Annotated in this window: 16 protein-coding genes; 1 reads left to right on the top strand and 15 read right to left on the bottom strand. The window is 72.5% G+C overall.

The window, feature by feature from the left end; all coding sequences use genetic code 11:
- Nucleotides 1–167: 167 nt before the first annotated feature.
- The 13 genes from ACIO3P_RS33930 to ACIO3P_RS33870 form a co-directional block, all read right to left on the bottom strand.
- The gene (locus ACIO3P_RS33930) at nucleotides 168–821 is read right to left on the bottom strand and encodes a protein-tyrosine-phosphatase (protein ID WP_329829489.1); all 654 of its coding nucleotides are present in this window, start codon (nucleotides 819–821) and stop codon (nucleotides 168–170) included.
- A complete protein-coding gene (locus ACIO3P_RS33925; protein WP_329829488.1) occupies nucleotides 818–1,465 on the bottom strand; it encodes an L-threonylcarbamoyladenylate synthase in 648 nt (215 codons plus the stop codon). Before ACIO3P_RS33925 ends, ACIO3P_RS33930 begins: the two co-directional genes overlap by 4 nt.
- 126 nt (nucleotides 1,466–1,591) lie before the next feature.
- Nucleotides 1,592–2,476, bottom strand: coding sequence for a peptide chain release factor N(5)-glutamine methyltransferase (prmC, locus tag ACIO3P_RS33920; protein ID WP_329829487.1), 885 nt, complete (start codon nucleotides 2,474–2,476; stop codon nucleotides 1,592–1,594).
- Nucleotides 2,477–2,531: 55 nt separating this feature from the next.
- The gene (prfA, locus tag ACIO3P_RS33915; protein WP_401791283.1) at nucleotides 2,532–3,611 is read right to left on the bottom strand and encodes a peptide chain release factor 1; all 1,080 of its coding nucleotides are present in this window, start codon (nucleotides 3,609–3,611) and stop codon (nucleotides 2,532–2,534) included.
- A gap of 199 nt (nucleotides 3,612–3,810) precedes the next feature.
- Nucleotides 3,811–4,035: a 50S ribosomal protein L31 gene (rpmE, locus tag ACIO3P_RS33910; protein WP_066950131.1), complete on the bottom strand. Its 225-nt coding sequence runs from the start codon at nucleotides 4,033–4,035 to the stop codon at nucleotides 3,811–3,813.
- A gap of 245 nt (nucleotides 4,036–4,280) precedes the next feature.
- On the bottom strand, nucleotides 4,281–5,381 hold the full coding sequence (locus ACIO3P_RS33905) for an LCP family protein (protein WP_401851092.1): 1,101 nt from the start codon (nucleotides 5,379–5,381) through the stop codon (nucleotides 4,281–4,283).
- Nucleotides 5,382–5,763: 382 nt separating this feature from the next.
- On the bottom strand, nucleotides 5,764–7,836 hold the full coding sequence (rho, locus tag ACIO3P_RS33900; protein WP_401791285.1) for a transcription termination factor Rho: 2,073 nt from the start codon (nucleotides 7,834–7,836) through the stop codon (nucleotides 5,764–5,766).
- Between the two features lie 422 nt (nucleotides 7,837–8,258).
- Nucleotides 8,259–9,176 carry a homoserine kinase gene (gene thrB / locus ACIO3P_RS33895; RefSeq protein ID WP_399292883.1) on the bottom strand — a complete coding sequence of 306 codons (918 nt, stop codon included), beginning with the start codon at nucleotides 9,174–9,176 and terminating at the stop codon, nucleotides 8,259–8,261.
- A gap of 333 nt (nucleotides 9,177–9,509) precedes the next feature.
- Nucleotides 9,510–10,607: a threonine synthase gene (gene thrC, locus ACIO3P_RS33890; protein ID WP_401791288.1), complete on the bottom strand. Its 1,098-nt coding sequence runs from the start codon at nucleotides 10,605–10,607 to the stop codon at nucleotides 9,510–9,512.
- A 7-nt stretch (nucleotides 10,608–10,614) separates the two neighbouring features.
- On the bottom strand, nucleotides 10,615–11,916 hold the full coding sequence (locus tag ACIO3P_RS33885) for a homoserine dehydrogenase (RefSeq protein WP_329829481.1): 1,302 nt from the start codon (nucleotides 11,914–11,916) through the stop codon (nucleotides 10,615–10,617).
- 127 nt (nucleotides 11,917–12,043) lie between these two features.
- Entirely contained in the window at nucleotides 12,044–13,438 is a 1,395-nt protein-coding gene (gene lysA / locus ACIO3P_RS33880; RefSeq protein ID WP_329829480.1) for a diaminopimelate decarboxylase, read from the bottom strand.
- Nucleotides 13,439–13,496: 58 nt separating this feature from the next.
- Nucleotides 13,497–14,567 carry an ArgS-related anticodon-binding protein NrtL gene (nrtL, locus tag ACIO3P_RS33875; RefSeq protein WP_401851094.1) on the bottom strand — a complete coding sequence of 357 codons (1,071 nt, stop codon included), beginning with the start codon at nucleotides 14,565–14,567 and terminating at the stop codon, nucleotides 13,497–13,499.
- A 56-nt stretch (nucleotides 14,568–14,623) separates the two neighbouring features.
- Entirely contained in the window at nucleotides 14,624–15,169 is a 546-nt protein-coding gene (locus tag ACIO3P_RS33870) for a response regulator (protein WP_401851096.1), read from the bottom strand.
- A 12-nt stretch (nucleotides 15,170–15,181) separates the two neighbouring features.
- Here ACIO3P_RS33870 and ACIO3P_RS33865 point away from each other — a divergent pair, with 12 nt between their 5' ends.
- Nucleotides 15,182–15,580, top strand: a complete 399-nt coding sequence (locus tag ACIO3P_RS33865; RefSeq protein ID WP_329829477.1) for a hypothetical protein — start codon at nucleotides 15,182–15,184, stop codon at nucleotides 15,578–15,580.
- An 83-nt stretch (nucleotides 15,581–15,663) separates the two neighbouring features.
- On the opposite strand, the gene ACIO3P_RS33860 is transcribed toward ACIO3P_RS33865, so the two are convergent.
- A complete protein-coding gene (locus tag ACIO3P_RS33860) occupies nucleotides 15,664–16,938 on the bottom strand; it encodes an MDR family MFS transporter (RefSeq protein WP_401851098.1) in 1,275 nt (424 codons plus the stop codon).
- Entirely contained in the window at nucleotides 16,938–18,752 is a 1,815-nt protein-coding gene (locus tag ACIO3P_RS33855; protein ID WP_329829475.1) for an ABC transporter permease subunit, read from the bottom strand. The genes ACIO3P_RS33860 and ACIO3P_RS33855 overlap by 1 nt, the downstream gene beginning before the upstream one ends.
- Nucleotides 18,753–18,762: the final 10 nt, after the last annotated feature.

Here is an 18,762-nt window from a genome sequence, read left to right as displayed (position 1 = left end):
CTCGCCCGGCCGGCGAGTGAGCCGAAGGGGTGCGCCGGCGCCGTAAGGGCGAGCGCGCGCAGGTTTGTGAGGAACGAGCAAACCGAGCACGGTCAACCGTCGGCGCCGGCTTAAAGCGCCCGGAGGCGAACCGAGCCTCAAAAAAAGAGGGTGGGCGAACCGAGCCTCTAAGAAGACTTCGCCGGCAGGCCGGTGAGCGCCGTTACCACCGGGTCCAGGGCCTGGTGGATCTCCTCGCCGATCGAGCGGAAGAACGTGATCGGCGCCCCGTACGGGTCGTACACCTCGTCCGCCTCCGCCGTCGGTGCGAGCAGCCAGCCGCGGAGCGCCGCCGCCGCGCGGACCAGGGCGCGGGCGCGTTCCACGACGCCCTCGTCCAGGGGGTCGGGGAGCGTCGCCGGGTCTATGGCGCGCACCAGGCGTGTGAACTCCTTCAGGGTGAACGTGCGCAGGCCCGCCGAGTGGCCCATCGAGATGACCTGGGCCCGGTGGTCGCGGGTCGCGGTGAGGACCAGGTCGGCGCGGATGACGTGCTCGTCGAGCAGTTCGCGGCCCACGAAGCCGGAGGCGTCCGCTCCGAAGTCGGCGAGGACGGCCTCCGCGTTGGCCTCCATGGGGGCGCCCTCGTGCCCCCAGGTGCCGGCGCTCTCCACGATGAGGCCGCCGGTCAGCCGCTCCCCCAGCCGGTCGCTCAGGGCATGCCGGTTGAGCCGCTCGGTGATGGGCGAGCGGCAGACATTGCCGGTGCTGACGTGGAGGATGCGGAAGGTGGTGCCGGTGGTGGAGGTCTCCGCTATGCCACGCCCCTCAGGGGCGGTCAATTGGCCACCTCAAGGTCGGGTACCACCTTGCGGAGCTCCTCCGCGTCGAGGGCGCCGGCCCGCAGCAGCACCGGGACCTTGCCGGTGACGTCGACGATCGACGACGGTACGTTCGCGGGGGTCGGGCCGCCGTCGAGGTAGACGGAGACGGAGTCCCCCAGCATCTCCTGGGCCGCGTCGCAGTTCTCGGGGGCCGGGTGTCCCGTGAGGTTGGCGCTGGAGACGGCCATCGGGCCGACCTCGGTGAGCAGTTCGATCGCCACGGGGTGCAGCGGCATCCGGATCGCGACCGTGCCCCGGGTGTCCCCGAGGTCCCACTGGAGGGACGGCTGGTGCTTGGCGACCAGGGTCAGGGCGCCCGGCCAGAACGCGTCGACCAGTTCCCACGCCTGTTCGGAGAAGTCCGTGACGAGGCCGTGCAGGGTGTTCGGGGAGCCGATCAGGACGGGGGTGGGCATGTTGCGGCCCCGGCCCTTGGCGTCCAGCAGGTCGGCGACGGCCTCGGAGCTGAAGGCGTCCGCACCGATCCCGTACACGGTGTCGGTGGGCAGCACGACCAGCTCACCGCGGCGCACGGCCGACGCGGCCTCGCGCAGACCCGTGGTGCGGTCGGTCGCGTCGTTGCAGTCGTATCGCCGGGCCATCTCAGGAATCCTCCTCGTGCGCGTACACGGTTTCAGTCATCGAAGCGGAAGGGGCGTGCGGAACGGAAGAGGTACGGGAAGCGGGCGCGGCGGCCCTGTGCGGGGTCCCGGCGTTCGCGGACGCGGTCACGGCATCGCCTTGCGTGCCGTGGCGAAGCGCGGGCGCTTGTTCAGGTCCGGGTGGTCCGCGGCGTCCGCCCAGCCGGACTCCTCGCTGAAGATCCACGGGACCTGTCCGCCCTGCGTGTCCGCGTGCTCGATGACGACGAGGCCGCCGGGCCGCAGCAGCCGGTGCGCGGTGCGTTCGATGCCGCGGATCGTGTCGAGGCCGTCCTCGCCGGAGAAGAGGGCCATCTCCGGGTCGTGGTCACGGGCCTCGGGGGCGACGTACTCCCACTCGGTCAGCGGGATGTACGGCGGGTTGGAGATGACCAGGTCGACCTGGCCGTCCAGCTCGGGAAGGGCGCTCAGGGCGTCCCCGCGGTGCACGGTGACCCTGGACCCCTCCGCGTTCTTCCGCGTCCAGGTCAGGGCGTCCTCGGACAGCTCCACGGCGTGCACGCGCGAGCGCGGCACCTCCTGCGCCATGGCGAGCGCGATCGCGCCGGAGCCCGAGCACAGGTCGACGACGACCGGCTCGACGACGTCCATCGCGCGTACGGCGTCTATCGCCCAGCCGACGACCGACTCGGTCTCGGGGCGGGGCACGAAGACACCGGGGCCCACCTGGAGCTCCAGGTAGCGGAAGAAGGCGCGTCCGGTGATGTGCTGGAGCGGTTCGCGGGCCTCACGGCGCGCCACGGCCTCCCAGTAGCGGGCGTCGAAGTCCGCGTCCTTGACGCGGTGCAGCTCTCCCCGCTTGACGGCGTGCACGTACGCGGCGAGTTCCTCCGCGTCGAAACGCGGCGAGGGCACGCCCGCGTCGGCCAGCCGCTGGGTGGCCTGGGCCACCTCCGCGAGCAGCAGGCTGCGCCGCTGGGAGTCGCTGGGCCCCCCAGAAAGTGGCTGCACGCTGGTTCCTCCGGACTGCGAGTGTGGTCACCGGGGGTGGTGGCCACAGATCTTTTTACTGGGCGGCTGCTAGCTTCGCGGCGGAGTCGGCGTCCACACATGCCTGGATCACGGCGTCCAGGTCCCCGTCGAGCACCTGGTCCAAGTTGTACGCCTTGAAACCGACACGGTGGTCCGAGATCCGGTTTTCCGGGAAGTTGTACGTACGGATCTTCTCGGACCGGTCGACGGTACGCACCTGGCTGCGCCGGGCGTCCGCCGCGTTCTTCTCGGCCTCCTCCTGGGCCGCGGCGAGCAGCCGCGACCGCAGGATACGCAGGGCCTGCTCCTTGTTCTGGAGCTGGCTCTTCTCGTTCTGGCAGGAGGCGACGACTCCGGTCGGCAGATGGGTGATGCGTACGGCGGAGTCGGTGGTGTTGACGGACTGACCGCCGGGGCCCGAGGAGCGGTAGACGTCGATACGGAGATCGTTGGCGTGGATCTCGACGTCGACCTCTTCTGCCTCGGGCGTGACGAGCACACCGGCGGCCGAGGTGTGGATGCGCCCCTGCGACTCGGTGGAGGGCACGCGCTGCACGCGGTGCACGCCGCCCTCGTACTTCAGCCGCGCCCAGACGCCCTGTCCCGGCTCGGTGGCGCCGTTGCCGCCCTTGGTCTTGACGGCGACCTGGACGTCCTTGTAGCCGCCCAGCTCGGACTCGGTGGCGTCGATGATCTCGGTCTTCCAGCCGACGCGCTCCGCGTACCGCAGGTACATGCGCAGGAGGTCACCGGCGAAGAGCGCGGACTCGTCGCCGCCAGCGCCGGCCTTGACCTCCAGGATGACGTCCTTGTCGTCGCTGGGGTCGCGCGGCACGAGGAGCAGGCGCAGCTTCTCGGTCAGCTCGTCGCGCTGCTTCTCCAGGGTCTTCGCCTCGGCGGCGAAGTCCGGGTCGTCGGCCGCGAACTCACGGGCGGTGGTGATGTCCTCGCCGGTCTGCTTCCAGGAGCGGTACGTCGCGACGATCGGGGTCAGCTCGGCGTAACGCTTGTTGAGCTTGCGCGCGTTGGCCTGGTCGGCGTGGACCGACGGGTCGGCGAGCTGCTTCTCCAGACCGGCGTGCTCGCCGATCAGTTCCTCGACCGCCTCGAACATTCGGGGGCTCCGTGTTTCTCGCGTGACGCGCGTAAAGAAGGTGCTGCCGTGCAGAAGGTGCTGCCTGAAGGGGACGCCGTCCGAAGAGGACGCTGCCTGAAGGTGCCGCGAAGGCGGGACGGCAGTGCTGCGGGACGCCAAAGCGCCGGTCCCGGCGCCCCGCGGGAACGGGGCGCCGAGGACCGGCGCAGGTGGCTCGCTACTTCTTGGCGGAGGCGGCGGCCTTGCCGAAGCGGGCCTCGAAGCGGGCCACACGGCCACCGGTGTCGAGGATCTTCTGCTTGCCCGTGTAGAACGGGTGGCACTCGGAGCACAGGTCGGCACGGATCGTGCCCGACTCGATGGTGCTGCGGGTGGTGAACGACGCACCGCAGGTGCAACTGACCTGGGTCTCGACGTACGCGGGGTGGATGTCGCGCTTCAAGGGGTTCTCCTAGTTTCGGGAGGGCGCCGGGTCGTACGCGCTGATTGCGTGGACGTGAACCGGGGCCGACGTACCAGTCTGCCAGGACCGGCCGTATCTCCCAAAACCGGGGGGCGGCCGGAAGTATTCCGGGGGCTCGCGGGGGCTCGTCCGGGACCTGGTGGAGGAGCCCCGGACGAGCCTCCGCGGGCCCCCGGTAATGCCCCCGGTAACCCCGGTAAGCGCCCGGTAAGCCCCCGCCCGCGTCAACCGCTGTTGACCACGCTGTGGGCCGAGCCCTTGTCGCCCGCCGAGTCCCTGGTGGCGGAGGCGGGGATCGGCCTGTCCTGCTTGAGGGCCGTCCAGACCTGCCGGCCGGCGGCCGGGAGGGGCAGGACGCGGTTCGGGTCCTGCGGGTCGTACCGGACCGGGAGCGTGACCATCTGGACGTCCTGGGCGCCGAGCTCCTTGAGCCCGCCGGCGAATCCGACCAGCTTGTTGACCGTGTCGAGCTGGGAGTCCGGGGTGATCGCGCGGGTGGCGGTGTCCGCGAGGTCGTAGAGCTTCTTCGGGTTGCTGAACACGCCGACGCTCTTGACCCGCTCGATCAGCGCCTTGATGAAGGACTGCTGGAGCTGTATGCGGCCGAGGTCGCTGCCGTCGCCGACGCTGTGGCGGGTCCGTACGAGACCGAGGGACTGCTCCCCGTTCAGGGTGTGCGTGCCGGGGGCGAGCTTGAGGTGGCTCTTGGGGTCGTCGATGTTCTGCGTGGTGGTGATCTTCACCCCGCCGAGGGTGTTGATGAGCTTCTTGAAGCCGGTGAAGTCGACCTCGATGTAGTGGTCCATCCGCAGACCGGACATCTGCTCGACGGTCTTGACCGCGCAGGCGGGGCCGCCGACCTCGTACGCCGTGTTGAACATGACGAGCTGCTGGCCTCCGACGGCGGCCCCGTCGGAGTCGGTGCAGGCGGGGCGGTCGATCAGGGTGTCCCTCGGTACGGAGACCACGCTGGCCTTCTTGTGGCCCTTGTAGATGTGGACGACCATCGCGGTGTCCGAGCGGGCGCCGCCGCCGTCGCGGCCGTACTCGGCGTTCGCGCCGGAGCGGGAGTCCGAGCCGAGGACCAGGATGTTCTGGGAACCGTCGCCGGAGTCGGCGGGGCGGTCACCGCCGAGCTGGGCGTTGATGTCGACGCCCTTGAGGTTGCCGTTGAGCTTGAAGTAGACGTAGCCGAGCCCGGAGCCGCCGATGAGGACCAGGGCCGCCGCGGACCACGCGGCGACGACGGTGGCGCGGCGGCGCCCGCCCGTCTTCCTGCGGCGTTTGCCGCGGCCCCGTATTCGGCTGCTGATCCCGTCGCCCATGATCTCCCTCTGTCCGTCGTGCGGGCCCCGCTACCTCCTGCCGTGCTGACGAGGCGCACTTTGTCGCCACTTGTACAGACAGTGAAGCACCAAGAAGGGTTGCACAGCATGCGGGGGAGATGTCCGGACAGCGGTGCGCGCGGGTGACGGACCCGCTCCTGGCCCGCTGTGGCGCCCTGCCCGCCGCAGCGCCCGTCACCTGCGCTTTCGGCCCGCGGAAGGCTCCACCGTACGTCCAGGGGCCCGCGTGGGGGGTGTGGGATTACTCTCCGGGGGCTCCGGAAGCTCCGAGGGGGGCGTCCGATGCCTGATACGCCACGAACCGCCCCGTCACCTGGGGTGACGGGGCGGTTCGTGTGGTGCGGGACGCTTCGGGGTCCGGTCAGTCGTTGCCGTTGGAGCCCGGGGTCGTCTTCTGGATCTGGAGCAGGAACTCCGCGTTGGACTTGGTCTTCTTCATCTTGTCCAGGAGCAGCTCGATCGCCTGCTGCTGGTCGAGCGCGTGCAGCACCCGCCGCAGCTTCCAGACGACGGCCAGTTCCTCGCCGCCGAGCAGGATCTCTTCCTTACGGGTGGAGGACGCGTCCACGTCGACCGCCGGGAAGATGCGCTTGTCGGAGAGCTTCCGGTCGAGCTTGAGCTCCATGTTGCCGGTGCCCTTGAACTCCTCGAAGATCACCTCGTCCATGCGCGAGCCGGTCTCGACGAGCGCGGTGGCCAGGATGGTCAGCGAGCCGCCGTCCTCGATGTTGCGCGCCGCGCCGAAGAAGCGCTTCGGCGGGTAGAGCGCGGTCGAGTCGACACCACCGGACAGGATGCGTCCGGAGGCGGGAGCCGCGAGGTTGTACGCACGGCCCAGACGGGTGATGGAGTCGAGCAGGACGACCACGTCGTGGCCCAGCTCCACGAGACGCTTGGCGCGCTCGATGGCCAGTTCGGCGACGGTGGTGTGGTCCTCGGCCGGACGGTCGAAGGTCGAGGAGATGACCTCGCCCTTGACCGACCGCTGCATGTCGGTGACCTCTTCGGGCCGCTCGTCGACGAGGACGACCATCAGGTGGCACTCGGGGCTGTTGACCGTGATCGCGTTGGCGATGGCCTGGAGGATCATGGTCTTGCCGGTCTTCGGCGGGGCCACGATCAGTCCGCGCTGGCCCTTGCCGATCGGTGCGACGAGGTCGATGATCCGCGTGGTCAGCACGCCCGGGTCGGTCTCCAGACGGAGCCGGTCCTGCGGGTAGAGCGGGGTCAGCTTCTGGAACTCCGGTCGGCCGCGGCCGGATTCGGCCCCCATGCCGTTGGCGGAGTCGAGGCGGACGAGCGCGTTGAACTTCTCGCGGCGCTCGCCGTCCTTGGGCTGGCGGACGGCTCCGGTGACGTGATCGCCCTTGCGCAGGCCGTTCTTGCGGACCTGGGCGAGCGAGACGTACACGTCGTTGGGGCCCGGCAGGTAGCCGGAGGTCCTGATGAACGCGTAGTTGTCGAGGATGTCGAGGATGCCCGCGACGGGGATCAGCACATCGTCGTCGGCGACCTGCGGCTCACCGGGGCCGAACTCGTCGCGCCCGCGGCGGCCACGGCGGTCGCGGTAGCGTCCGCGCCGGCCGCGCCGGCCGCCCGCCTCGTCGTCGAAGTCGTCCTGAGGGCCGTTGTTCTGGGGGCCGTTGTTCTGGCCCTGGCCGCCGCCGCGGTTGTCGCGGTCGCCCCGGCCGCCCTGCTGCTGGCGGTTGCCGCCGCCCTGCTGCTGGCCGCCCTGCTGGTCGTCGCCCTTGCCGCGGCGGTCGCGCTGCCGGTCGCGGCGTCCGTCGCGGTCACGGTCGCCGCGCTCACCGCGCTGGCCGCGGTCCTGGCGGTCGCCGCGCCGGCCGTCGCCGTCGCCCTGGGAGCCGGAGCCGCCGGAGGCCGCCTCGGTCTTCTCCTCGACCTTGACGTCGGACGGGGCGTCCGCCGCGGCCTCCGCCTTGGTCTCGGGGCTGCCGGCCTGTGCGGTGGCCCTGCGGCGGCGGCGCTCGCCCGTGGGCTGGTCGTCGCTGGCGGGCTGGCCGGGGATGTCGATCTGCTGCTGGGCCACGGCCTGCTCGGCCTGGCCCGCCTTGGTGACGTTCTCCTCGGCCGCCGGGGCGGCGTCGCCCGTACGGGCCTTGGAGGTCGCCCGGCGCTTGGGCTTGGTCTCTGCGTCGGCGCTGCCGTTGGCACCGGCGGCCTTGGCCGCGGAGCCGCCTCCGGCCTGCGCTTCCTTGATGACCTCGATCAACTGGCTCTTGCGCATCCGCGCGGTGCCCCTGATGCCGAGGCCCGACGCGACCTGCTGCAACTCGGCCAGGACCATGCCGTCAAGGCCGGTGCCGGAGCGGCGGCGCCGTGCGGTGGTGCCAGTGGCAGCACCTTCGGCGGGCGCGGTGGTGTCGACACTGCTGTCGGCAGTCACGCCCATCAGATCGGTGGTGTCGCTCACGAAGGGTCCTTCCCTGGAGCGGACGTCGGCCTTCTGGCTCGGCGACCGGTTGTGCTGCCGGCTGCGGTCCCATCGTGTGGACCGGGCCGGGGCGGTGGTCCCGCCGGGTATACGGCGGAGAAATCTGCAAACGTGCATACAAGCGATGGGTCCGGCCCGAGGTCCCCCTGCTCGGCCCACCGCTGGGAAAAACGGGGGGTGTCGTGCCGGTTCCGGTGCGTGCTCAAAACTGCTCAGGCAGGCTGCTCAGGCAGTTGGGGAGGCTCCCGGAAGAAGGGCGGTCCCGATGTGGGACACGAAGCACCGCGCCTGAAAGACGTCGGTTGCAGACTTGAGGTTAACACTACCGGCTCCAACAAACATTCCCCCTCTCCCTCACCGGCAATCTCCTGTGGCTGTTCTTGCCAAGAGCTCTGCGTGCCCTACGAGCCGAGCGGCAGAACGCTCGCCCCCGCGGCGTCGAGGGAGAGCCGGTTGGCCGCCCATCCCTCGCCCGCCAGCCGTGCGACCTTGTCGGCCGCACCGTCCTCGACCAGCGCGAGCACCGTGGGGCCAGCGCCGGACACAACTGCTGGGACGCCGTCCGCGCGCAGCCGGTTGACCAGAGCGATGCTCTCGGGCATCGCGGGGGCCCGGTAGTCCTGGTGGAGGCGGTCCTCCGTGGCGGGCAGCAGCAGCTCGGGGCGTCGGGTCATGGCCTCGACGAGGAGGGCCGCACGACCTGCGTTGGCCGCCGCGTCCACATGGGGGACCGTACGCGGCAGGAGGCCGCGGGCCGTCTCCGTCAGGACCGCCTTGGCGGGTACGAAAACCACCGGAACGATGGAACCGACCGGGTCCATCCTGATGGCGCGGGCCGCTCCCCCGTCCATCCAGGCGAGCGTGAAGCCGCCGAGCAGGCAGGCGGCGACATTGTCCGGGTGGCCCTCGATCTCGGTCGCCAGCTCCAGCAGCGCCGCGTCGTCGAGCCGGGCGTCCCCGCCTATGGTGACCGCGCGGGCGGCGACGATCCCGGCGCAGATGGCGGCCGACGAGGAGCCCAGGCCACGGCCGTGCGGGATCCGGTTGGCGCAGACGACCTCCAGGCCGCGCGGCTGTCCGCCGAGCAGGTCGAAGGCGGTACGCAGGGACCGTACGAGCAGATGGTTCTCGTCGCGGGGAAGCGTCTCGGCGCCCTCACCCGCGATGTCGACGTGCAGCCCCGAGTCGGCGACCCGGACCACCACGTCGTCGTAGAGCCCCAGCGACAGGCCCAGGGCGTCGAAGCCAGGGCCGAGGTTGGCGCTGGTGGCGGGGGTGCGCACCCGTACGGCGGCGGCGCGGAACGCGGGACCGGCCATCGCTCTGACGACTCTCCTTGTGACTGCGGTACTGGGTAACCTGGCTTGCTGGGGTGACGGCGAACTTGCGTGGCTGCGAGGGGTTCCGGGTGGTGCGGGAGGAGGTTTCGAGAAGGCCGTACGGAACGCCCGGGGCCACGGCGGCGGCAACACCACGGCATGTGCGGCGGGGCGGATTGGGTACAGCTTATCGAAGGATGGATCCGTGGCGACATAGGGCGCACAGGAGGCGCACGATGCGTGTCGCGTGCCTGCCTGTGCGCCTATGTCGGTCATGCCCACGGGCCGCCCCCGGAGCCGCCGGCCGGGCGGCGCGTCAGGGCCGGGAGGGCGTCAGACGAGGCCGAGGCGGGCCGCCGCGGCGACCGCGTCGACCGGCACGGTGACCGGCTGCGGAGCCCCGGCCACGGCCCAGTCGGGGTCCTTGAGGCCGTTCCCGGTGACCGTGCAGACGATGCGCTGGCCGGGGTCGACCTTGCCCTCGTCCGCGGCCTTGAGCAGACCGGCGACGGAGGCGGCCGAGGCGGGCTCGACGAAGACGCCCTCCTGGGAGGCCAACAGCCGGTAGGCGGCGAGGATCTGACGGTCCGTCACCTCGTCGATGAAGCCGCCGGACTCGTCGCGGGCGTCCAGCGCGTACTGCCAGGAGGCCGGGTTGCCGATCCGGATCGCGGTGGCGACGGTGTGCGGGTCCTTGACGATCTCGCCGCGCACGATCGGCGCGGAACCGGACGCCTGGAAGCCCCACATGCGCGGCTTGCGCCCCGCGACGCCGTCGGCGGCGTACTCGGTGTAGCCCTTCCAGTAGGCCGTGATGTTGCCGGCGTTCCCGACGGGCAGCACATGGATGTCCGGGGCGTCGCCGAGCGCGTCCACGATCTCGAACGCGGCGGTCTTCTGGCCCTGGATACGGACCGGATTGACCGAATTGACCAGCGCCACCGGGTAGTTGTCGGAGAGCGAGCGGGCCAGCGTCAGACAGTCGTCGAAGTTCCCCTCGACCTGGAGGATCTTCGCGCCGTGGACCAGCGCCTGCCCCATCTTGCCGATGGCGATCTTGCCCTGGGGCACCAGTACGGCGCAGACCATCCCGGCCCGTACGGCGTAGGCGGCGGCCGAGGCCGAGGTGTTGCCGGTGGAGGCGCAGATGACCGCCTGGGCGCCCTCCTCCTTGGCCCGGGTGATGGCCATGGTCATCCCCCGGTCCTTGAAGGACCCGGTGGGGTTCGCGCCCTCGACCTTGAGATGTACCTCACAGCCCGTACGCTCGGAGAGCACCTGGGCCGGAACGAGCGGCGTACCGCCCTCGCGGAGGGTGACGACAGGCGTCTTCTCCGTCACCGGGAGGCGGTGCCGGTACTCCTCGATGATGCCGCGCCACTGGTGGGCGCCCTCACGGCTGCCATTGCTGGTCAGGCCATTGCTGGTCATGGGTCCCTTACTCCCCTTCAACACGCATGATGCTGGCGACACCGCGCACGGTGTCGAGCTTGCGCAGCGCCGCGACGGTCCCCGAGAGGGCCGCGTCGGCCGCGCGGTGGGTGACGACGACGAGGGCGGCCTCGCCCGCACCGTCCTGACGGCCCTTCTGCCGGACCGTGTCGATGGACACGCCGTGCTCGGCGAACACCGTCGCGACCTGGGCGAGCACACCCGGTTTGTCGGCCACGTCGAGACTGATGTGGTAGCGCGTCACCACGTCGCCCATGGGGCTGACGGGAAGCTGGGTGTACGCGGACTCGCCGGGGCCGGTGGCTCCGGCGAGCTTGTTGCGGCACACGGCGACGAGGTCGCCGAGGACGGCGGAGGCGGTCGGTGAGCCGCCCGCGCCGGGGCCGTAGAACATGAGCTGCCCGGCCGCCTCGGCCTCGATGAAGACCGCGTTGTACGCCTCGCGCACGGAGGCGAGCGGGTGGCTGAGCGGGATCATCGCCGGGTGGACGCGGGCGGTGACGGAGCGGCCGTCGGCGGCGCGCTCGCAGATCGCGAGGAGCTTGACCGTACAGCCCATGCGCTTGGCGGAGGCGAGATCGGCGGAGGTGACCTCCGTGATGCCCTCGCGGTGCACGTCGTCGAGGCGTACGCGGGTGTGGAAGGCGATCCCGGCGAGGATGGCGGCCTTGGCGGCGGCGTCGAAGCCCTCGACGTCGGCGGTCGGGTCGGCCTCGGCGTACCCGAGGGCGGTGGCCTCGTCGAGCGCCTCGGAGTAGCCGGAGCCCGCGCTGTCCATCCGGTCGAGGATGAAGTTGGTCGTGCCGTTGACGATGCCGAGGACGCGGTTGACCTTGTCCCCCGCCAGCGACTCGCGGAGCGGCCTGACCAGCGGGATGGCGCCCGCGACGGCCGCCTCGAAGTACAGGTCGCGGCCGTGCCTGGCGGCGGCGTCGTAGAGCGTCGTGCCGTCCTCGGCGAGCAGCGCCTTGTTGGCGGAGACGACGGAGGCACCGTGCTCGAAGGCGGTGGTGATGAGCGTACGGGCGGGCTCGATGCCGCCGATCACCTCGACCACCACGTCGATGTCACCCCGTTTGACCAGAGCGGTCGCGTCGGTGGTGACGAGGGAGGGGTCGATGCCCGCGCGAACCTTGGAGGGGCGCCGGACGGCGACCCCGGCCAGCTCCACCGGGGCCCCGATCCGCGCGGCGAGGTCGTCGGCGTGCGTCGTCATGATGCGCGCCACCTCTGAGCCGACCACACCACAGCCCAGCAGCGCCACCTTCAGCGGACGCGTACGCATCATCCGACCTACGCCTTTCATCCAGTCCGTCGAGCGCGACCGCCGAGATCGGGCGGAAGCGTGATTGCCAACCAGTCTCACTCACCGGACGGGAGTTTCTGCCCCTCGTCCAGATTGCGAGACATGTATTTCAGTGACCGACATCGAGACGCAGCAGATCTTCCTCCGTCTCGCGCCGGACGATCACCCGGGCCTCGCCGTCCCTGACGGCGACGACGGGCGGCCGGAGCGCGTGGTTGTAGTTGCTCGCCATCGAGCGGCAGTACGCGCCGGTGGCGGGCACCGCGAGCAGGTCGCCGGGGGCCAGGTCGGCGGGGAGGAACGCGTCCCGTACGACGATGTCGCCGCTCTCGCAGTGCTTGCCGACGACGCGGGTCAGCATGGCCTCGGCGTCGGAGGCGCGGGAGACCAGCGCCACGCTGTACTCGGCGTCGTAGAGCGCCGTACGGATGTTGTCGGACATGCCACCGTCCACACTGACATAGGTGCGGAGCCCGTCGAGCGGCTTGATCGTGCCGACCTCGTACAGCGTGAAGGCCGTCGGGCCCACGATGGCGCGTCCCGGTTCGACGGAGATGCGCGGCGTACGGAGCCCGGCGGCCTCGCACTCGCGGGTGACGATGTCGCTGAGCGCCTTGGCGATGTCGTGCGGCTCGCGCGGGTCGTCCTCGGAGGTGTACGCGATGCCGAGGCCGCCGCCGAGGTCGATCTCCGGCAGTTCCACGCCGTGCTCGTCGCGCACCTCGGCGAGGAGCTGGACGACGCGGCGGGCGGAGACCTCGAAGCCGGCCATGTCGAAGATCTGCGAGCCGATGTGCGAGTGGATGCCGATCAGTTCGAGGCCGTCGAGCTTGAGGGCCCTGCGGACGGCCTCGGCGGCCTGTCCGCCGGCCAGGGCGATCCCGAACTTCTGGTCCTCGTGCGCGGTGGCGATGAACTCGTGCGTGTGCGCCTCCACGCCGACCGTGACCCGGATCTGCACGGGCTGGCGCCTGCCGAGGCGCTGCGCGACATGGGCGACCCGCACGATCTCCTGGAAGGAGTCGAGGACGATGCGGCCGACCCCGGCGGTGACGGCGCGCTCGATCTCCTCGGTGGACTTGTTGTTCCCGTGGAAGGCGATGCGCTCGGCGGGCATCCCGGCGGACAGGGCGGTGGCCAGCTCGCCGCCGGAGCACACGTCGAGGTTGAGCCCCTCCTCGTGCAGCCAGCGCACGACGGCGCGGGAGAGGAACGCCTTGCCGGCGTAGAAGACGTCCGCGTCCTTGCCGAAGGCGTCGGCCCAGGCACGGCAGCGGGCGCGGAAGTCGTCCTCGTCGAGGAAGTACGCCGGGGTGCCGAACTCCTCGGCCAGCTTGGTCACTTCGATCCCCGCGAGGGTCACCACGCCGTCCTCCCCGCGGCGTACCGTACGCGACCAGACCTTCTCGTCCAGGGCGTTGAGGTCGGCGGCGGGGGCGCTGTAGTGGCCCTCGGTGAGTACGTCGGCGTGGCGGGGGCCTGCGGGGTGTGCGGAACGGCTCATGTGCGTGGCTCTCTTGGCTTCTTCTCAGAGGTGTGCGGAACGTTCACGGATGCCCCGTTCACAGATGCTCCGGGGCGTCGACGCCGAGCAGGGACAGGCCGCCGGCCAGCACCGTCCCGGTGGCTTCGGCGAGCGCGAGCCGGGACCGGTGGGCGGCCGAGGGTTTCTCGTCGCCGAGGGGCAGCGGGTGGCAGGTCTCCTGGAAGCGCAGGAACGCGTCCGCGGTGTGTTCGAGGTGGCGGGCGAGCCGGTCGGGGGCGCGCAGCCGGGCGGCGGCCTCAAGGACGGCGGGGTGGTCGCCGAGGAGGGTGAGCAGGGCGGCGGCGGAGTCCTCGGGGACCGTGCCGCCGGTCTGCGCCGGGGTGTCGGTCCACGTCGGGGTGTCGGTCTCCGGGGTGAGGGAGAGCCGCGCGGCGCCGCGCGCGGTGGCGCGCGTGCGGGCGTACGCGTAGCGCACGAGGAAGAGGCCGTTGCTCTCGCGCTGGACGAGCAGCGCGCGGGCCGCCTCGCCGTCGGTGTACGGCCTGTCGTGCGCGGCGGGCCGCAGCAGCGCCCAGCGGGCGGCGTCGGGCCCGAGCCGGGCCTCCAGCTCGGCGGTGGTGGTGGGCGCGGGCACGGGGACCGGCCGCAGCGCCTCGGCGGCGCCGGGGACGACCGCGGCCTCGGCGCCCTGGGTGCGGAGCAGCGCCACGACCGTACGGGTCCACAGGGCGGCCCGTGGCTCCTCGGTGGACGCCAGGACAACGGTGGTCCCTTCGAGGGCGTCGCCGTGTCCGTAGCGCGTCCCGGTGCGCCGGATGGTGCGGAGCAGGGCGGCGCGGGCGTCGGCGCGGCTGCCGGAGGCCAGGGTGAAGTTCAGGAAGCCGGGTCCGGTGATCTCGACGTGGGCGATACCGGATCCGGGTGAGGTGCGCAGCAAGGCGGTGCGCAGGATCTCGGCGACCTCGCGGGGCGGGCGTCCGGCGGGGCCCGCGAGCCGGAGCGCGACGTTGGTGGCGTAGTCCCCCCGGCCGCCGGGGCGGGGCCGGTCGACGGCGACCCGTTCGGGCACGGGCCCCGGCAGTGCGTCGTCCTCGACCGCGCGGCACACGGCGTGCAGCACGGTTCGGGAAAGCTCTGCGGGGGTCACGGGGTCCAGCGTAGGCGAGAGTGGGGGGCTGCCCGCCAACCGGTTTCGCGATGCGGTCAGCCGAGGGTGCGGCCCGCGTGCCCGGCGCCGTGCCTGCCGTCCAGGGACGGCGGCCCCTCCTGGTGGCGCAGCCGGCGTACGAGGCGGACGAGGTCGGCCGGTTCGAAGGGCTTGGCGAGGAAGTCGTCCACCCCGGCGGCGCTGCCGGTGTCCATCTCGTACTGGGTGCAGGCGCTGACGATCGCGATGGGCACCCTGCTGGTGCGGGGGTCGGCGCGCAGCCGGGCGGCGGTGCGCAGGCCGTCGAGACGCGGCATGACCACATCGAGGGTGATGACGTCGGGGGCGACTTCGTGGACCACGTCCAGGCATTCGGCACCGTCGGCCGCGGTCACGACCTCGAAGCCCTCAAGTTCGAGATTGACCCTGATCAGTTGCCTGATGACCCTGTTGTCGTCGACAACGAGCACCCGGCCGGACGCTCCAGACACAACTCGAGAGTAGGTCCGAAGCCGGTGCCGCGTCCGGGTTTTGCCGACTTCCACACCGTCCCGCGCACGCGCCGCGGGGTGAACGGCGGTCAACCCGCGTACGCCCCCCATAGAGTCTGGTCCATGGAGCAGAACGAAGTCGTCCTCAGGGCCATCGGCATTCTCACGCAGTCCGCGGAGTGGATCCGCACGGCCGACCGTGACGCGGAGGCGGGCCCGGCGGCCGGTGCGGAGCCGGTGGCCGGCGCGGACTCCGGCGGCGACACCGGGGCGGGGCAGATCGGCTCGCTGCTCGCCGAGGTCTTCCCGTCCTTCACGGTCTCCTCGGAGGCCACCCCGCTGGAGGCGGCGCACTCGGTGACGGAGGCGGCGCTGCCCCCGATCATGCAGCTCATCGGGGCGTTCACCTTCGTCTTCACGGAGCTGGCCCGGGTCCATGACGCGGGGCGTACGGACATCACGTCGGAGGAGCTGCTGCGCGAGCTGGCGCTGCGGATGTCCCGGCCGAACGGCGAGGACTAGAGCGACGGGGACGAGAGCGACGCGGACTGGAGCGACGTGGACCGGTGACGCGGACCGGTGACGCGGGCCGGTGGCGTGGGCGCCTACGGCTTCCCGGCGCGCGGGAGCAGCGCCACCGCCGCCAGCGGGATCGCGGCGAGGACCAGCCACGGCACCGCCACCGGCAGGCCCGCGTCGAGGAGGGAGCCCGTCGCCGCGCTGCCGACCAGGACGATCAGGCCGGAGACGGACGACAGCGCGCCGACGTAGAGGCCCAGCCGGCCGGGGGCGGCGAGGTCGGGGACCCAGGCGCGGGCGGCCGGGGCTATCAGCATCTGGCCGAGGGTGAGCAGGGCGACGAAGCCCGCGACGGGCGCCAGTCCGCCGGTGCCCGTCAGGCCGGCGGGGCGGGCCGCCGCCACGACGGCGAAGCCGGCCGCCAGCAGGACCAGGCCCGCCGCCATGGAGCGGCGCGTGTCCAGCCGGTCGGCGGCCCAGCGGGTGACGGGGAGCTGCGTGGTGACGACGAGCAGCGAGGAGAGCGCGAAGAGCCAGGCCAGCGGCGCCTGGGAGCCCGCGGCGCGCTCCACCTCGGCCGGGACTGCCAGGTAGAGCTGGTTGTACGCGAGGAGGTACGTCCCGTACGCCAGGCAGAGCGCGAGGAAGCGCCGGTTGCCGAGCAGGCCGCGTACACCGCCGGGGCCCCTGGTGGGGGTACGGCCCGGTATGTGCTGCGGCAGCAGCCACCAGTGGCCCGCGAGGACGAGCAGGAAGATCACGGATCCGGCGAGGCAGACCGTACGGAAGTCCGCCTCCAGCAGCAGCGCGCCGAGCAGCGGTCCGACGAAGGCGCCCGCCTGTCCGGCCATGGTGAACAGCGCCAGTACGCCGGTACGGGGGCCGCCGCCCGCGTCCTCCCTGGCCACGGCCTGGCGGGCCACCTCGGACTCGACGGCGGGCGAGAACAGGGCGGCGGCGAAGCCGACGAGCAGGACGGCGCCGATGACGGACCAGGACCGTTCGGCGAGGCCGAGCCAGGTGAAACCGGCGATGCGCAGGACGCACCCGGCCAGCACCACGGGCCGTACGCCGTACCGGTCGGCCAGGGCGCCGCCGACCACGAACAGCCCCTGCTGGCTGAAGGTGCGCAGCCCCAGGACCAGGCCGACGAGCCAGCCCGCCATGCCGAGGGCCCCGCCGAGGTGGTCGGAGAGGAAGGGAAGGACGGCGAAGAAGCCTACGTTGAAGGCGAGTTGCGTGAGGATCAGCAGGCGGAGCAGCGGGGTGAGTCCGCGCCACAGGCCGAGGCCCGACCGGTGGGGTTCAGGGGTGGAACCGGGTATCGCCCCGGGCCTGGAGTGTGCCTCTGCCTCGGTCATCAGGCTTCCTTCGGGGCGGCGATCACATAGGCGTCGGTCCTGGCGGCCCCGGCCGCCTTGGACCCGCGCCGCCGGCCCCGTATCCCGCCCGCCGCCGACACCGCGAGCGCGCCCAGCAGGGCCAGCACGGCGGCGGGGGCGAAGACCGCCCAGGGCGCGCGCTCCGCGTACGGCAGGTTCTCGGCGAGGAGCAGGCCCCACTCGGGGGACGGCGGCTGCGCGCCGAGCCCGAGGAAGCCCAGCGAGGCCAGGGCGAGCGCGACGGCGGGCAGCCGGACCAGCGCGTGGCGGGCCACCGGCGGTACGACGGCGGGCAGCAGCTCGCGGCGGAGCAGGTGGAGCGGGCCCGCGCCGAGCGCGCGGGTGGCGGCCAGGTGGGTGGTGGCGCGTTCCTGGAGGAGCAGCGCGGAGGCGTGCGCGGCCAGCGGCGCCCAGGCGACGGCGGCCACCGCGAGCGCCGGGGTGGCCGGGCCGCTGCCCGCGACCCCGGCGACGAGGAGTCCGGCGAGGACGGGCGGCACGGCGTTGACGGTGTCGACGGCCGGCCCCGACACCTTCGGTACGAGCCCGAGGAGCACGCCGAGGAGGAGCGCCGCCGCGCTGACCGCCAGCGCGAGCGCGAGGGTGGTGAGCGCGCCGTGTCCGATCCGGGCCAGGACGTCGCGGCCGAGGGCGTCCGTGCCGAAGGGATGCGCCCATGACGGCGCCTGGAGCCGGGCGGCGGTGTCCAGGCGCAGCGGGTCGCGGGTGAGCCCGGCCCCGATGACGCCGAGCAGGAGCGCGCCGTACACCAGGGGCAGGGTACGGCCCGCCGGGGGCGTGGGCCGGTGCGTGGACTGGAGCGCGCCGTCCCGCAGCGCGGGGCCGATCATGAGGTGCGCCGCGGTGCGCGCGAGGCCGCCCGCCGCGGCGGCGAGCAGGAGCAGGGCGAGGGTGCCCGCCTGGAGTACGGGCAGGTCCTGGGCGATCGCGGCTTCCAGGGTGAGTCGGCCGAGGCCCGGGATGTCGAAGATCTGCTCCACGGCGACCGAGCCGCCGGTGAGGCCGACGACGAACAGGCCCAGGTTGGGCAGGAGTCCGGGGAGGCAGCGGCGCAGCGCCTGCCGGGCGATCCGGTGGCCCGGGATGCCGCGCGCCGCCGCCGCGCGCGCCCACGGTTCGGTGAAGGCGCCGGGCAGCGCGTCGTCCAGCATCCGGCCGAGCAGCGCCCCGGCGGGCAGGCCGAGGGCGAGCGCGGGCAGCACCAGCCACGGGGGTCCGTACCAGCCGAGCGCGGGGAGCCAGCCGAGCTGTACGCCGACCACGGTGGCCAGGACGGACGCCGTCAGGAACTCGGGGAGCGCGGCGAGCATCGCCGCCGCTCCCCCGGCGCGCGGGCGGCCGGTCCTGCCCCGCGCGCCGCGCCGGAGCGTACGGGCGCACACGGCGCCGCCGGTGGCGACGGCGACCGCCATCGCGGTGGCCATCAGCAGCAGGGAGGCGCCCATCGCCTGGCCGACGGCGGGCAGGACGGCGGATCCGGAGATCCAGGACTCGCCCGCGTCGCCGCGTGTCAGCCCGCCGAGCCACTGGCCGAGGAGGTGGCCGGGGCCCGCGCCGAGGCCGAGTTGGTCCCGTACGGCGTCGAGGGCCTCGGGGGTGGGGTCGCGCTCCGCTGAGCGCGCCTTGAGCACGGTCAGCGCGGGGTCGGTGCGCGAGAGCCAGGGCAGCAGGCCGATGGCGCAGAGCAGGGCGCCCGCGAGGGCGGCGCGCCAGAGGAGGGTGAGACCGGGGGGCGCGGTGAAGGGCGCGCGTCCGGCCGGGGGGCGGTTCATGCCGGTCCGT

The sequence above is a fragment of the Streptomyces sp. NPDC087310 genome, assembly GCF_044744405.1.
Lineage (GTDB): Bacteria > Actinomycetota > Actinomycetes > Streptomycetales > Streptomycetaceae > Streptomyces.
Note: the sequence above shows the minus strand (reverse complement) of the source record. Positions and strands in the feature narration are given on the sequence as shown.